Genomic DNA, 15,872 nt, shown 5'->3' with positions numbered 1-15,872 from the left:
TACAGCGACACAGTTTAACACAGACCACAGTCGTCAAGCACGAGCTAGTGATAGTTACCGACCATTTTTTACTGATTATTTGCCATCAGCTAAATGATTTAGAAGCGACTCATGCTACTGGGCATAATCATTAGTAGTGGGGGCAGCTGCTAGACTTTTAAAGGGTCAACATTTGAAATTAAACATTAAGACTGTACAGTGACCATCTGGGCCGATTGCTCTGCCTGCTGTGCGCGTAACCAATCATTCAATAATTGGGTTTGTTTACGGACGATCGCAAGCTTAATATGATCTGGGTTCTGTATCAGCTCTTGTATTTTTTTCTTCATGTTGCGCTCAAGCAGCTGACTGACTAGCTCTTCGATTAGGCCATCAAGCCCCAAAATATTACGTGTAGTTAGCGCTTTATAGAAGCCGCCCCAATTACGGCTGAGCATGTCTTGGGTCGCAGGCTTTACGTTCGATAAGATAAAATGCGCCGCTGCATTTACATCTTTTGGTAAGTAATTAAGACAGCGCTTAATGGTACTTACGATGTCTAACAAGGCAGCATCTTGCAAGTCTTCCCACGCAAGAGGACGCAGCGTATCAGGCGATGCTTTTTGTTTGATATGGGCAGGTAGGTGTAAGCCATTAATCCCTGACTGTTGCCAAATCGACTCAATAGGGTCGTCGATTAACGCGCGCGGCTGAAACAAAAAGCAAAGCTGCAATTGCTGACTGATGGTCATATCACCATCGAAATCTAGCAGCGCATCTTTGGCCTCGACATTCTGACTGCGCCTGCCGCCAAGCTTTTGATAAACGTCATTGTTAAGCAAATAGCGAAAGCTACTGCCTTTGGGTAAAGCGGTCGTCAACGAGCGAACTTGGGACATGAGCTTGGCTTTGCCTTCAGCCAGACTCATGTCATAACGCTCACTCAAATACGCAAAAATATACTGCGATAGCGGCATGGCATTAGCGATTTGCTCACGCATGGCATCGCTGCCCTGACTCTTAATAAACGTATCAGGATCATGATTATTAGGCAGGGTTAAAAACCGCAGCTCTTTATCATCGGCCAGTACAGGCAGGGCAACTTCAAGTGTACGCCAAGCGGCTTTTTGGCCTGCACTATCTCCATCAAAGCTCAAGGTAAGCGTTGGATTTAGTGTCAGTAGACGCGATATTTGGCTTTCATTAATCGCTGTACCCATCGAGGCGATTGCCCCATAGATACCTGCTTGATAAAGAGCGATCACATCCATATAGCCTTCGACCACCAGCCAGCTGTCTGCGCGCTGCTGACGTGATTCGTAATAGCCATACAGTACGTGCTGTTTATGAAAGACGGGCGAGTCTGAGGAGTTGATATATTTAGGCTTTACTTCGTCATCGAGCGCTCGACCGCCAAAACCAATAGTGCGGCCTTGGTTATCACGAATTGGGAAGATGACTCGGTCGCGCAATAGATCGTAGTCGCGGCCAGACTCTGACTGACGTACCAATCCTAAAGCTTTTAGACCCTCAATATCCTGCGGAAATTGATGCTCAAGATGCTGCCAGCCAAATGGTGCATAGCCAAGACCAAAGGTCTCAAAGATGTCTTCGGTGATACCGCGCGATAAAAAGTAATGCTTGGCATGGGGATGCGTGGCTAGGTTGTGCTGATAGAATTGTTGGATTTGCTCTAGTAGCTCATATAGATTGCCATCTTTATCATCGTTTTGGCCAATGTCATGAGCGCCCTGCATACCAGCGCTAGTATCGGTATCTGTCAGCCATGCTGGCGGATAACCATTTTCATCTGCGTGGCTTGGCGAATATGGCTCTGAGGAATACGAGTCCATCGAATATGACGCTGAATCATACGCCTCTAACGGCGGGAAATTCTCGTAGCCCTGATTGTCATCATAGCCTTGATTGTCATTATAAATGGGCTGGTCGATGTAATTTTGGTCGACATTGTCTTGATGATTAACTTGATGACTGTCTTGACGATTGTTTTGATGGTTGTCTTTATTTGCACCGTCTTGATCTACTTTGTTATGTTCTACAGTTGGGCTAGGCACATTGTGAACGGGCGGCGGTGCAATAGGTTTGGGTGCGCGACGTTGATAACTAACGTTTTGCTGTTCTTCTTTCGGTACTTCAATGCCTGTTTGTTTTGATAGTTCATTGACCGCTTCAATAAATGTCAAATTCTCATAATCACGCAAAAAACTGATGGCATTGCCACCGACGCTACAGCCAAAGCAGTGATAGATGTTTTTTTGTGGATTGACATAAAAAGAAGGCGATTTTTCACCGTGAAAAGGGCAGCAGCCTTTATATTCACTACCGGCGCGTTTAAGCGTGGTGTGTTTGCCAATGATGCTGATCAGGTCAGCTTGGCTATTTAGTTGTTCAAGAATATGGTTAGGAATGCTCATACAAAAAACAGTTTACCATAGGTCGATTATGTTGGGGCAGAGGTAATAAGGTACTGCTAGAAAAATAAGGCCAACATAATGTTGGCCTTATTATCAATGAATACAGACTGTGTTAGTTAGGCTAAGCTAAGAAGAGACTTCACGTAATCAATTATTATCCATATCACTCACACTGTCGTCATTTAACGTAGTGCGGCGTGTTGGATTGGTATTTAGAGGATCGACGTTGGCTTCTCTTGCAGTCGAGCCAGTACTTGATTGGCTGGTCACGCGCTCAGCTGATGCCTCAGGCAGACCTAAGCCTACGCTAATACCATTACGTGCAGCAGCATTATTGGCGACTGGAGTATTAGCAGGCGTCGTGTTTGTTCCTGCTAGTCTCAACTGGGCTGCGTTACGAATTATTTGTGTCTTGGTTGCGCCGTTATACTCACCAGATGCGACTGATTTGTCAGTTGTGTTCGAACGACCAAGCTTGCCAAAGGTAATTTTATTGAGCCAAGTACGATCACGTTTGGTGCTCAATTTCACACTACCATTGCTGGTTAGCATTTCTGGGTAGTTGATCTGCAACAGCGTTTTGTATTCATTAGCCAAATCGGTTAGACCAAGTTTTTCATGGCTATAGGCTAGTACCGCAAGAGCATCTGGCGTTGACTCACTCAGCGGGTAATACTGGAATACCCATTTGGCACGGTTGACCGCTGCTACATAAGCTTCACGCTCGATATACCAATTGGCTGCGCTCATTTCGCTCTCAGCAAACTGATTGTAGATGAACGTCATACGCTGAGCGGCATCTGGTGCATACGGGCTGTTTGGATATTTATTGATAAGCTCTTGGAAATTGGCAAAGGCAATACGCAAATACGCGGTATCACGCTCAGCTTGGTTCAGTTTAAAGAGCTTTAGGCTCTCAGATGAACCTTCCATATTGGCAACGCCACGCACATAGTAGGCGTAGCTGACTTGGGGGTTAGATGGGTAGAGACGGATAAACTGCTCAGCACTTGCCGCCGCCATTTCATACTTATCGCCTTCGTATTGTGCATACATCATGTCAAGCAAGGCTTGCTCAGCGTACTGTCCGGTTGGGTAGAATGTACGCAGATTGGTTAGCTCTTCGATACCTTGGATATAGTGACCTTTGTCAATTTGATTGACAGCCTCGTTATAATATCCTTGCTCTGATTTTTCAGCTGTTTCTACTGCCTCACCATCTTTGGCGCCAGTTAAATTTTTGAAAGTCTGGCAACCCACTAGATTGACGCTAAGCGCCAGTAGGGTTATTGAGGACAGTTTGATAAACGTATTGCCAACAGCTTGCATACTTCTTCTCCGACACAAGACGCATAATAGCAGCGGCGCTATTATGCTATATAAAAGGTTAGTGATAAAAAACGACGCTAAATAGTCAGCGATCCACTAGCAAAAATTTTTTATCGAATGCAGTTTTTGTTATGACGTATTGTACTGATAGATTGGGCCTGATACATAGCGCTTGCATAGTAAGCCAGTCATAGACCACATGCACTTAACCATAATTAAACGGCTTAAATGGCAAACACGGTCAACAAAACCCAATGCCATTTTCAAACTGTATCTAAGTACGGCATTCGCATACAGTGCCATAGCATACAGCAAAACATGGCTATACTTTATAGAATAACATTTGCTACGTCTATTTTTTCGCCATCTATATTGTATAGGCAGTTTAACATGAGCGGCTGTCTCGAGCGATATCGAATGTCGCTAGCATGAGTAAATATACAGTAAATTACAGCAATGTCATGTTCTAGAGAGTTAAGCGAGGCATCTTACCGCCCAAAGACATGCTCAAAAATTATCAGATAGCATGCAGCTTCTATAGGGCTTATGCGTGCGACATGATACACTAGAGGGGTATTGTATTCGCTTTTTTGTACATTAAAGGTGGTTATCTGCCATTTATAGGCAAAGACTATAATAAAAAAACGACAATTTTTTATACTGCTATTTATAATACTATCTTCGAAGTCACCTCACAAAACACTGTCAGGGGCTTTGCCACGTATCAATGTATCAATCTGCTATGAATAATGATGCCATGACTACCAATTTATCACCGAATCAATCGCTAGATACTGATTCATCAGCACAAGAGTCACCAATGCCAAATGATGTTTTGAACAATAACGAGTTACCTGATAATCAATCAATGATGAGTAAGCAAGTGCATGATGATGCGCTTGATAATGAAGAGTTGCTCATCGATGATGGTAATGATCTGAACGATAGCGACATTGACGACAGTGATATGGACGGCGACGACGATGAAGCCCCAGTAGCGGGTCAAGCTGTACCAGTGATTGTAGACATGACGCATGTGGTCACAGAAGATCAAGCTGGCCTGCGTATTGACAAGGTCGCCTCACAAGCGTTTTCGGACTTTTCGCGTGTACAACTCCAGAACTGGATTACTGATGGTAGTCTGCTCTACAACGGCAGTGTCCAAAAACCGAAAGTCCGTGTCAAAGCAGATGACGTATTGCATCTATCAACGACGTTACAGCAGCATGGCGAAGACCAACCAGAAAACATAGATATCGATGTTGTCTATGAAGATGATGACGTATTGGTAATTAATAAACCTGTCGGTATGGTGGTTCACCCTGGCGCTGGTAATCAAAATGGCACTTTGGTCAATGCATTGCTATATCATTATCCTCAGCAGCATCATTTACCGCGTGCAGGTCTTGTACACCGTATTGATAAAGACACCTCTGGATTGCTACTGATTGGCAAAACCAAACCTGCACAGATGGCACTAATGGAGCAGCTAAAAGATAAGTCTGTTTATCGTCACTATAAGTGTGTGGTGGCAGGGGACCAAGCAAGCTTATCTCGTCATCGCCGTATCGATGCGCCGATTGGCCGACATCGTAACCAGCGTACTAAAATGACGGTGATGACCGCCGGCCGCGAAGCGGTAACGCATCTGCTAAATGTCACGCCATTGAACGAAAACTACTGTCTGCTAGATGTTGGACTTGAGACTGGACGTACGCATCAAATTCGTGTGCATCTAAGTCACATTACTTATCCATTAGTCGGTGACCGTGTCTATGGTGGCCGTCGTCAGTTGCGTTCTGGATTGACAGAAGCTCAGCGCCAAGCTATTAATAATTTCCCGCGCCAAGCACTGCATGCCTATACGTTAGGATTCGTGCATCCGACGACGGGTGAAGACATTGAGGTGACGACGCCACTACCTGAAGACATGCAAAAACTGATGGCCGTACTAAGCGACGGTTATTATGAAGAGTAAACGCTAACGTTTACTAGATGAGAGGTGAGAGCGAGCAGCCATGACGAACACGTTCCCGATGACAATGATTGCGCAAATTGATAATGTAGCCGTTTTTCAGACGGCTGCTTTTGTGCATGATGATATTGATGACTCTGCTGCTAAAAACCAGCGTACAGGTTACGAAGGTCAGTCAAATTACGGTGAGCTGAATTTAGGTCTGCATGTCAATGATAATGCACTGCAAGTATTAGATAACCGCATGAATCTATTGGCTGCTATCAATGAGCAGCTGATCGATAAGTCTGCACAAAACGAGCAGCATGCGGCTATTAATCGCTTGCATTGGGTCAGTCAGGTTCATGGTAAACATATTCATGATGTTGATGCTACTACGCTGAATATGGCGCCACTGTCTGCTGATGCGATGGTCAGTCAACAAAGTGGTCGCGGTCTGGCAATCATGACGGCAGACTGTGTACCGATTGTCTTGTGTCAACCTACCAGTGGCAAAATCGCAGCGATTCATGCAGGCTGGCAAGGATTGGCCTGCGGTGTGATACCAGAGACTGTTAATCGCTTTACTGATTCAGGCCCTATACAAGCTTGGATAGGAGTGTGTATCAGTCAGGAAAACTATGAAGTAAATACAGACGTTCGCGATAAGCTATTATCTGGGTGTATAGCTAACCAGACGTTATCACAGGCACATATCGATAACTTTGTGTCGCTATTTTCTATATCGTCTCATAATGACAAAATAAAGCTGGATTTACCGAAGCTTGCTGCCATGCAGTTAGAAGCTGCTGGTGCTACAGTTGTGAATGATTTGCCTGTTGACTGTAGCTACGCAGATACTCACTATTACTCGTATCGCCGTCAGACTCATATGCACCAGCCTGCAACGGGTCGGATGGCACTGGTCATCGTCCGTCGTTAGCAGCTTTATAGTCAGTGAACTACTAAACCGCTACGGTGTTACCCTCCCTAGATGTACTATATGTACAATCTACGGTCGGCTGCCTTGTAGCTGTTTTAGATTTCTTTGACTATATAATCATGGGTAGTGGAAACAAAGTGATAAACAATAAAAAAACAGCAGATTATTCTGCTGTCTTTTTTGTTTGAGTACCGATTAAGTACCGAAGCTGCATTATTACACTATATGTATTAACAAACGGAGTCGCTAGATTTTGGTACTGACAAGCCAAATAGAGGACGTAAATACAGTGCCAAGAACGTACCTGCCATTGCCAATATGCCCCAGATATAGCCATGTAAGCTAAAAGAAGCGATACCACCAAAGTAAGCGCCAATATTACAACCGAACGCGAGACGTGCACCGTACCCCATCATCAATCCGCCAATGACCGATGCTGCAAAGTTACCTGCAGTAATTTTAGTAAACTTAAACAAACCACCCGCAGCAGAGGCAATAAACGCGCCAATGATGATACCGATGTTCAATACAGTGGTCGAATCTGCAAATATAGAAGCCTCAAGCGCCGCTGCATTAGCCCCTTGCCAATAGCCCCAGCTAGCCACATCCATGCCAAAGCCGCTTGCAATTTTAGAGCCCCATAATGTAAATGCTGACGTAATACCCCACGGTTGACCGCGTGTAAGTAATGTTAGACCGTTAAGTAAAGCTAAGACGATTGCGGCAGCAAATAGCGGCCAAGAACCACGAAAGATTCGTTTCCAACCAGACTCAGAAGGTACAGGTGCCATCTTCGGTGCGTTTCTTTTTTTCTCAACGACTAACGTCACCCATGCGATAATGCCGAATATAGCAAGCGACACCAGCCACGCTCCTGTATAGCCAAGACCTGTAGAGGTTGCCAAAGAGAAAGGCGCATAAGCGGGCATTTCTTCTGTCCAGAATGGCAAGTGATAAGCACCAATCGTGGCGCCCACTATGAAAAAAATAAAGGTGATGAACATAACAGAGCGTCCACCGCCTACCGCATAGAGCGTACCAGAGGCACAGCCGCCACCAAGTTGCATGCCGATACCAAATACAAACGCGCCTACGACTAGACTGACCCCTAATGGCGCGACATAACCTGCGACAGGACCGCCAAATAACGTCGTGCCATAAGCAAGGATTGGTGCAAATAGCGTAACAGCAACTGCCAACATCAGCATGTGAGAGCGCATCGCTTGACCGTTGCCCACTGCCATCATACGTCTAAAAGCAGAGGTAAAGCCAAAGCGGGCATGAAAAAGGGTATAGCCTAACAAAAGACCTATGCCAAGTAGCAATGATTGAGAGATGTGTTGAGTGGCTAATAGATACGCAAGCACAATCAATCCTACGATACCACCACCCATAATTAAGGGTTTTTGCGGTGCATTTAAGGCCAGATCATCTCTAATGATAGGATCTTTTGTGTCGTTTACAGGTTGAACGAGAGTAGTCAAGGTAATAGCTTCCTTATCCGATGATGTTATCAGATATCATTTTTATAAGAATTTATATGAGTATAGTTACGCAGGTTTGCAGAATTGGAAACTGTATTTCTGTTAATTCGATTGATTTGGTTAAGCAGTAAGAAGCGGTACATCATAATCCTATTGTCATTAATGTAAATACGAAGTAGTTAGAAAAAGTAGAATTAGTATATGATGATATGGAATAAATAAACCGCTGTATGTATTATTTGATATTAATAGTTTTCTATATTACTGATAATTATAGGTTTATCAGGCATCAGGAGTTTGTTTGTGTCATATTATCAGTTAAGGTGACTTACCCATTTATATAAAATATATTAAAAGTATATGTGCTCTGATTAGCCAGGCTTTAATAAATAACTTAAAAACGAAAATACGTCTGATACAATGGGCTTGAATTTAATGAAGTTCATCGCATATATACTGGTATGTATATGCTGACGTATAGAGACTATGTAATTAAAGACTATGTAATTAAAGACTATGTAATTAAAGACTGTGCAATCAAGGACTATGCGATTGCTCCACCACCATTGATATTTCTGCCAGTTAAATTGACTCAAAGAAGCATTGCTTGATTCTGTTATATCGCCTGATAGTTCGAGAGTTTGATCTATCGATAAGTACTTATCAGTGAAAGTGCAGTCACTAGCTATCGACTGTGGCTAAGTATCCAATATTTTATAAGTTTTATATTCAACCAATTATTTATTATTAGAGTACGTATGAATACACCTGCTAAATCGTCTGAAACCTCTACACCTACTGATAACACGCCTAATGTCTCAATCGCTGTTATCTTCCATAGTAATTATGGTCATACTAAGCGTGTCGCTGAGGCGATAGTACAAGGTGCGCATCAGCAATTGCCAGCCGCGCAAGCCAAGGCTGTCGATGTTTATGATGTTGATTGGGACTACTTAGATCAGGCAGATTTGCTGGTTTTCGGCAGCGCAGTGTATATGGGCAGTGTGACGGCTGAATTTAAGACCTTTATGGATGAGACATCTAAGCGTTGGTATCATCGTAAATGGGAGGGTAAATGGGCAGCAGCGTTTGCCAATTCGGGCGGCCTGAGCGGTGATAAACTTGCTGTATTGCAGCAGATTTCTCTATATGCTATGCAACATGGTATGAACTGGATTGGTCTGCCATTGATGCCGACAGGTCATGAGGCTCATGATTTGAACCGTCTGTCTAGCTTTTTGGGTCTAATGACTCAGTCACTTGATGGGCCACCTGAAGAGACGCCAGGTTCGGGCGATATTGATACTGCTATTTGGTTTGGTGATCATCTGGCCAAAACGATTATTAAGCATCAACCAGCTGATGCTAAGCGTTAAAAATAGCTAGAACCGACAGAGCAATCGAATAAAAAAGCAGACATTATCGATGTCTGCTTTTTTTGTGCCAATTTTTATTGAGCGATCAGTTCTATTAAGCGCTAAGCTTTTTATTGAGCAACAAGTTTAGTAGGAGCAGGCTTCACGGGAATAGGACTGTCAACGAATTGAAACGATTGACAACCTCCTAACAGCATCGTTGCTACTAGCAAATAGGTAAAGGAAAATGACTTCATAGTAATATCTCAAAAACGATTTTAGCCCAATGACATCTCACGACTAATCATCATTAGACATAATAGTAGTGAAGAGTCGGGCTTATTTGCAGACATTATATATAAAAATCAGCTGTTCATAGCAGTTTAAAGGCGATATATGTATTCGATATTGTTTTTATGCAAGCTATCTCGCTGTTTATAGTACGGCTTAACTAACGCTCAGCTTTATTTACCATATAAAAATTAGAAATATTTATAAAAACAGCGTCTAGTTTTGAGTTGCTGAGCAATGGATAAAGTCTAAAGAGCGTATAAGTATTTCCTTAAATTGAAGTTATTCGCCAAATAGTTACCAACTATTCGATAGTATCTATAGGCATTTTAACGGGTTGTGTTATAAATAAGAATAATGATAATATGTTGAAAGCTGACCAAATAGTCAAGTATCCTATAGTACAAGTTTTCTAACAAATTTGTTCGATGACTGCTGATATTTGCAACCAGATTACCTGATATTAAAAAGCACGATGTCCTGATTTTTTTTATCTCTTAAGAATGTATTAGCAAATAAAACAGAATAACCGTACTTGAACGGTTGCAGCATGATGTAAACCAAGTGCTTACGTTCAGCATTTAAGCCAACAGATTCCTTAAGCCTTATGCTTATCTTCATTATTTTATTTTAGCCGAGTCTTGCTATGATTAGTTTTTACTTAAATGGGAAACGCCACGAGCTAACCCAGCTTAACCCTAATACGACGGTGCTTGAGTATCTACGATTGCATGAAGGCCAGACGGATACGAAGGAAGGCTGTGGTAGTGGTGACTGCGGTGCCTGTACTGTGATGGTTCAGCGCCTGTCTAATGCTAACCAGTCAGCGCTTAATAATGAAAATGGCGACGGAAAAAATGCTACGCCTCCGTTCTATACGATCAACTCCTGTATTACGCTAGTGTCGCTTATGGATGGTCATCATCTGATGACGGCCTCTTATTTAGCAGATAATCCAGAACATCACCCAGAACGTGCTTTGCTCCATCCGGCGCAGCAAGCGATGGTTGAATGTCACGGATCACAGTGCGGTTTTTGTACGCCTGGGTTTGTAATGTCGCTGGCTTGTGTTTACGAAAACAATCGTATGCAGACAAATCAAGAGGCTTCAAGTCAAAGCGATGCCAAGCAGCTGAGCTATGATGAAGTGGTTGCATCAATATCTGGCAACCTATGCCGCTGCACAGGCTACAGGCCAATTATCGAGGCGGGCCTATTGATGAGCAATATCGGTCAGCAGAGAGAGGCGGAGCAGTCGGCGGTGAAAGACTTGACGATCAGTCTCGCGACAAATGCGATGAACAGTACAAAGGAATCAGCAGTCTCTACAAATGTGCCAACTGAATTAAAGAATGAAGAGCTGAAAGCGATTGCCCCTGCAATCAGTGATGCTGGGCGACAGTTATATATGCCCAAGTCACTAGATGAGCTTAACCAAGTATTAGCGGCCTATCCGCAGGCTACGATTTGGGCAGGCGGTACGGATTTGGGATTGAGTGTAACCCAGCATTTGGTTGATCACGAGGTCATTATCCAGCTTTCAGGTGTCGAGGCACTAAAATCATGGTCATTACTTGACGCAAAGTCTGACTCAAACAGTCAAGAGTCAGATAATGAGCAAGCTTCTAGCCAATCACTAGTATTAGGTGCTGGCATGAGCTATCAGCAGATGTTGCCTGTGCTTGAGCAGTATTTTCCAAGCTTTGCGCAAGTATTTGAGCGTATTGCTTCTCCGCAAATTCGTAATATGGGCACCATCGGTGGCAATATAGCCAACGCGTCGCCGATTGGTGATTTACCACCGATTTTATTGGCGTTAGATGCGTCAATTCATCTTCGTCATTGCGCGCCTAATCGTGCAGAATCGGATAATAGCGATTCGATTTATATAGATGAAATCATACCTTTATCAGAATTTTTCTTAGATTATAAAAAGACCAAACTGCAAGCAGGCAGTTACGTAGTCGCTATCCATATTCCTCTGATGCATGACAATCAGCACTTATTTATTCATAAAATTAGCAAACGCTACGAAGATGATATTTCAGCGTGTCTATTGGCTGCGCGAATTGATATATCAGCAGATGGCATGACGATAGAGAATGCAAGGCTTGGACTTGGTGGAATGGCTGCCATACCATTATTGGCCACAACCTGTCAGCAAGCGCTCATTGGGCAAGCGGCTGAAATTGCGAGTTTTGAGCAAGCAGCACAAGTTTTGTCTGCAGACGTTACCCCTATGACTGATGTTAGAGCCAGCCGTGAATATCGCTCACATGTGGTACAGCGTCTGCTGGTGAAGTGCGGTAAGCAGTTGGTAGCAGGTAGACAGACTGAGACTGCTTAATTAGCAGAGTTGTAAATTGCTAATACCGCCTTATCGTTATATTTGCCAAAAAAAGAGCATTAATCAAAGCGTCCTAATAGAAGAGATTTGCTATGAGCCATCATTCGTCTTTATTTGACAGTTATAGTATCCGCCGCGTGCGTCCGCCAAAAAACAAGATCGGCACGTCAGCCAAACACGACAGTGCGATCACCCATGTGATGGGGACGGCGACTTATGTGGATGATATTGCCAAACCACAAGGCACGCTATATCTGGCAGTGGGTAAAAGCAGTCACGCCCATGCACGGGTATTGAGTATGGATCTGAGCGCTGTCAGAGAGGCTGATGGGGTAGTAGACGTCCTAAGTTTTAAAGACTTGCCTGCGCAGACGGATATCGGTGCGGTATTTGATGGTGAGCCACTGATGGTGGACGATATTACAGAATATGTGGGTCAGACGCTATTTGTGGTGGTGGGGAACAGTCATCGCGCTGCCAAAAAAGCGGCTACTAAGGCAGTGGTGGAGTATGAGCCATTGCCAGCAGTACTTAGTATTGATAAGGCGTTAGAGCAAGAGTTTTTTGTGCGTCCGAGTCATTTTATGAAGCGTGGTGACGCCGCGACTGCGCTTGAGAATGCACCGATTCGTATTGAAGGTCATATTCATATGCGCGGGCAAGAGCACTTTTATCTTGAAGGGCAAGTGTCGTATGTAGTGCCTTGTGACGATGGCGGGCTAGAAGTGTATACGTCGTCACAGCATCCAAGCGAAGTACAGCAGCTCGTCGCTGAAGTGACGGATTTGCCCTTTCATGCGGTCAATACCGTGGTGCGCCGTATGGGCGGCGGCTTTGGTGGTAAAGAAACGCAAGCGGCGGCATGGGCCTGTCTGTGCGGCATCGTCGCCAAGCGCCATAACGTTCCTGTCAGTATGCGTCTAGACCGTCAAGATGACATGGTGGTGACCGGTAAACGCCATGAGTTTGCCAATCGTTATGAGATTGGCTTGGATGAATCTGGGCGTATATTGGGCGTCGATATGCAATTGGCTGGTCTGTGCGGTTATGCGCCAGATTTGTCTGATGCCATCGTCGATAGAGCGATGTTCCATTGTGATAATGCTTACTATTATCCAGCGGCCCATGTAGCAGGTCATCGCTGCAAGACGCATACCGTATCCAATACCGCCTATCGCGGGTTTGGTGGTCCGCAAGGTTTGATGACGGCTGAATATATGATGGATCACATTGCCTATACCTTAGGTCAAGATCCTTTGCAGGTGCGCCTAGCAAACTTGTATCAAGATGGTCAAAGCACCCATTACGGTCAGACCATTGAGCATTTTGATTTGGCCACCATCATGACCAAACTGGCAGCGGATTGCGATTACGACAAGCGCCGTCAGCAAATCCTAGAAACCAATCAAAAAGCTGCCGCTGAAGGCAGTGACAAACGCTTAGGCATCGCTCTAACACCAGTAAAATTCGGCATCTCATTTACCGTGCAAACGCTCAATCAGGCAGGTGCGCTGGTACACATTTATACCGATGGCAGTATCCATCTCAATCACGGCGGTACGGAGATGGGGCAAGGGTTATATATCAAAATCGCCCAGATTGTCGCCAATGAGTTCGCTGTGGATTTGGACACAGTTAAAGTATCAGCGACCCGTACGGATAAAGTGCCAAATACTTCACCAACGGCAGCGTCATCAGGGACAGATATTAATGGTAAGGCAGCTCAAAATGCTTGTTTAAGCATTAAAGCTCGCATACTTGAATTTGCCGCTGAGCATTTTGAGGTGGCACAAGAAGACATCAGATTTGAACAGAATCATGTCTATATCGGTGATAAAGAAACACTGACTTTTGCTGAAATGATTCAACTGTCGTACCAGAACCGTATCAGTCTGTCGTCTACTGGCTACTATAAAACGCCTAAGATATTTTATGATCGCTCTAAAGCATGGGGACGTCCGTTCTTTTACTTTGCCTTGGGCGCTGCCTGTGCTGAGGTTGAAATTGATACGTTGACAGGCGAGTACCAAGTACTACGCTGTGATGTGCTGCATGATGCAGGACAATCGATCAACCCTGCCATTGATATTGGCCAGATTGAAGGGGGCTTTGTGCAAGGTATGGGCTGGCTCACAGCAGAAGAGCTGATCTGGAATGATAAAGGGAAGCTTGCATCTGACAGTCCTGCCAACTATAAGATTCCAACTGCGCATGACTTGCCAAAGCAGTGGAATGTCAAGTTATACGACCGCAAAAACGAAGAACAAACTATCTATAATTCTAAAGCCGTTGGTGAACCGCCATTTATGTTGGCAGCCAGTGTTTGGTGCGCGCTCAATAATGCAGTGGCTAGTCTCGGTAATTATCAAAAGAATCCAGAACTGACCATGCCTGCAACGCCAGAAGCAGTACTAAAGGCAGTGATGCGTATGGAAGGTACCTCATGGAATCTAGAGACCAATGTAGATAAAAATACAATGGATAGTCTTGCCAAAGGCGTAGAAGAAAAGGGCGATCTCTATAACGACAAAGTAATGCCACAAGATGTGCGCCATGCTAAAGATATCGATCCAAAAGAAGTAGAGGGCAAACAGACCGATGAGCAGCCAGAGGCGATAGAGCATCCAAATGTCGCAGGGGCAAGAGGTCCTGCGCACAGTGAATGAGTTATCACCACCAGTCGTCTGGTATGAAGGTTTGGCGCGATATCAGCAGCAAGGCACCGCTCATGTGTTGGCGACAGTGGTGGCTGTGAATGGCTCAGCCCCACGTGCGCTACAGGCAAAGATGATCGTCACGCAGGATGGTATCGTAGATACGCTGGGCGGTGGCGGTTTAGAGCATGATGTGGTCAATACCGCACGTCAACTACTAAACGGTGAGATAGCCGCCACGGTATCAAAAGAAGTCAAACCAAAAGTTGCTGAAGTTAATAGTGAAAGCACGTCTGCACCATCTAAAGCGGTACGCCGTGATGCGGTCTATACTAAGCACTACCCGCTAGGTGCGAAATTGGCCCAATGCTGCGGTGGTAGCGTTACCGTTATGTTTGAATGCTTTAATGTGACGCCGCCAATGTCAATATTGGTGTTCGGAGCAGGGCATGTGGCATCAGCACTCATGACTATTCTTGCTGAGCTGCCGTGTCAGGTAGATTGGGTAGACAGTCGCCCAGAGATGTTTGAGCGCTATCTGACTGATAAACCTAGCACTGACCAGTTGAGTGCTCATAAATCTGGTCAGGTATGTACGTCTCATCAAAGTTTAGAACAGCACTCAGTAACAAACCAATCTCCAGCTTATAAATTACCAGCGCATATTCGTCCGCATATTGATGATGAGCCTGTAGATTTTGTGCATCCATTTATAGAGCAGGGTGGCAAGCGCTTTATTCTGGTTATGACCCATGATCATAGCGTTGACTTTGAACTGGTACGGGCGGCACTAGATACTATCTCTGATAGTAGCTCAGCTGATGATAAGCGCTCAGACATCTCAGCACCTTATATCGGCTGCATTGCCTCGGCAACCAAAGCCAAGCGCTTCAGAGATCGGCTTATTCAGCGTGGTTATAGCGAGTTATTAGTGAATCAGCTCGTCATGCCCATTGGACTGCAAGTTGGCGGTAAAGAGCCAATGGCGGTGGCAGTGTCTATCGTGGCACAGCTCTTACAGCAGTATCATCAGGCTGAACGCTAATCTTTTATGAACTCAATATAACCCTGTTATAGCATAGTTATTTCTAATCAAATTAC

Annotated in this window: 9 protein-coding genes; 6 read left to right on the top strand and 3 right to left on the bottom strand. The window is 44.5% G+C overall.

The window, feature by feature from the left end; all coding sequences use genetic code 11:
* Positions 1-185 precede the first annotated feature (185 nt).
* Both JMX91_RS01310 and JMX91_RS01305 read right to left on the bottom strand, forming a co-directional pair.
* Positions 186-2,414 carry a DNA primase gene (locus JMX91_RS01310; RefSeq protein ID WP_201547342.1) on the bottom strand — a complete coding sequence of 743 codons (2,229 nt, stop codon included), beginning with the start codon at positions 2,412-2,414 and terminating at the stop codon, positions 186-188.
* A 147-nt stretch (positions 2,415-2,561) separates the two neighbouring features.
* Positions 2,562-3,743 (bottom strand): outer membrane protein assembly factor BamD, encoded by a 1,182-nt coding sequence (locus tag JMX91_RS01305; protein ID WP_201547341.1) that lies wholly within the window; start codon positions 3,741-3,743, stop codon positions 2,562-2,564.
* 757 nt (positions 3,744-4,500) lie between these two features.
* Between JMX91_RS01305 and JMX91_RS01300 the strand changes: the two genes are divergently transcribed.
* Complete coding sequence (locus JMX91_RS01300; protein ID WP_201547340.1) at positions 4,501-5,721, top strand: RluA family pseudouridine synthase; 1,221 nt, start codon at positions 4,501-4,503, stop codon at positions 5,719-5,721.
* Positions 5,722-5,761: 40 nt separating this feature from the next.
* On the top strand, positions 5,762-6,640 hold the full coding sequence (locus JMX91_RS01295; protein WP_201547339.1) for a polyphenol oxidase family protein: 879 nt from the start codon (positions 5,762-5,764) through the stop codon (positions 6,638-6,640).
* 230 nt (positions 6,641-6,870) lie between these two features.
* Here JMX91_RS01295 and JMX91_RS01290 read toward each other — a convergent pair whose 3' ends face one another.
* A complete protein-coding gene (locus tag JMX91_RS01290; protein ID WP_201547338.1) occupies positions 6,871-8,124 on the bottom strand; it encodes a YeeE/YedE family protein in 1,254 nt (417 codons plus the stop codon).
* A gap of 758 nt (positions 8,125-8,882) precedes the next feature.
* Between JMX91_RS01290 and JMX91_RS01285 the strand changes: the two genes are divergently transcribed.
* From JMX91_RS01285 to JMX91_RS01270, 4 genes are all read left to right on the top strand, one after another.
* A complete protein-coding gene (locus tag JMX91_RS01285; RefSeq protein WP_201547337.1) occupies positions 8,883-9,500 on the top strand; it encodes a flavodoxin family protein in 618 nt (205 codons plus the stop codon).
* 916 nt (positions 9,501-10,416) lie between these two features.
* The gene (locus JMX91_RS01280) at positions 10,417-12,117 is read left to right on the top strand and encodes a xanthine dehydrogenase small subunit (RefSeq protein WP_201547336.1); all 1,701 of its coding nucleotides are present in this window, start codon (positions 10,417-10,419) and stop codon (positions 12,115-12,117) included.
* Positions 12,118-12,209: 92 nt separating this feature from the next.
* Positions 12,210-14,783, top strand: coding sequence for a xanthine dehydrogenase molybdopterin binding subunit (xdhB, locus tag JMX91_RS01275; RefSeq protein ID WP_201547335.1), 2,574 nt, complete (start codon positions 12,210-12,212; stop codon positions 14,781-14,783).
* Positions 14,746-15,816: an XdhC family protein gene (locus JMX91_RS01270; RefSeq protein WP_201547334.1), complete on the top strand. Its 1,071-nt coding sequence runs from the start codon at positions 14,746-14,748 to the stop codon at positions 15,814-15,816. The genes xdhB and JMX91_RS01270 overlap by 38 nt, the downstream gene beginning before the upstream one ends.
* Positions 15,817-15,872: the final 56 nt, after the last annotated feature.

This window comes from Psychrobacter sp. Pi2-1 (assembly GCF_904846645.1).
Classification (GTDB): Bacteria; Pseudomonadota; Gammaproteobacteria; order Pseudomonadales; family Moraxellaceae; genus Psychrobacter.
Note: the sequence above shows the minus strand (reverse complement) of the source record. Positions and strands in the feature narration are given on the sequence as shown.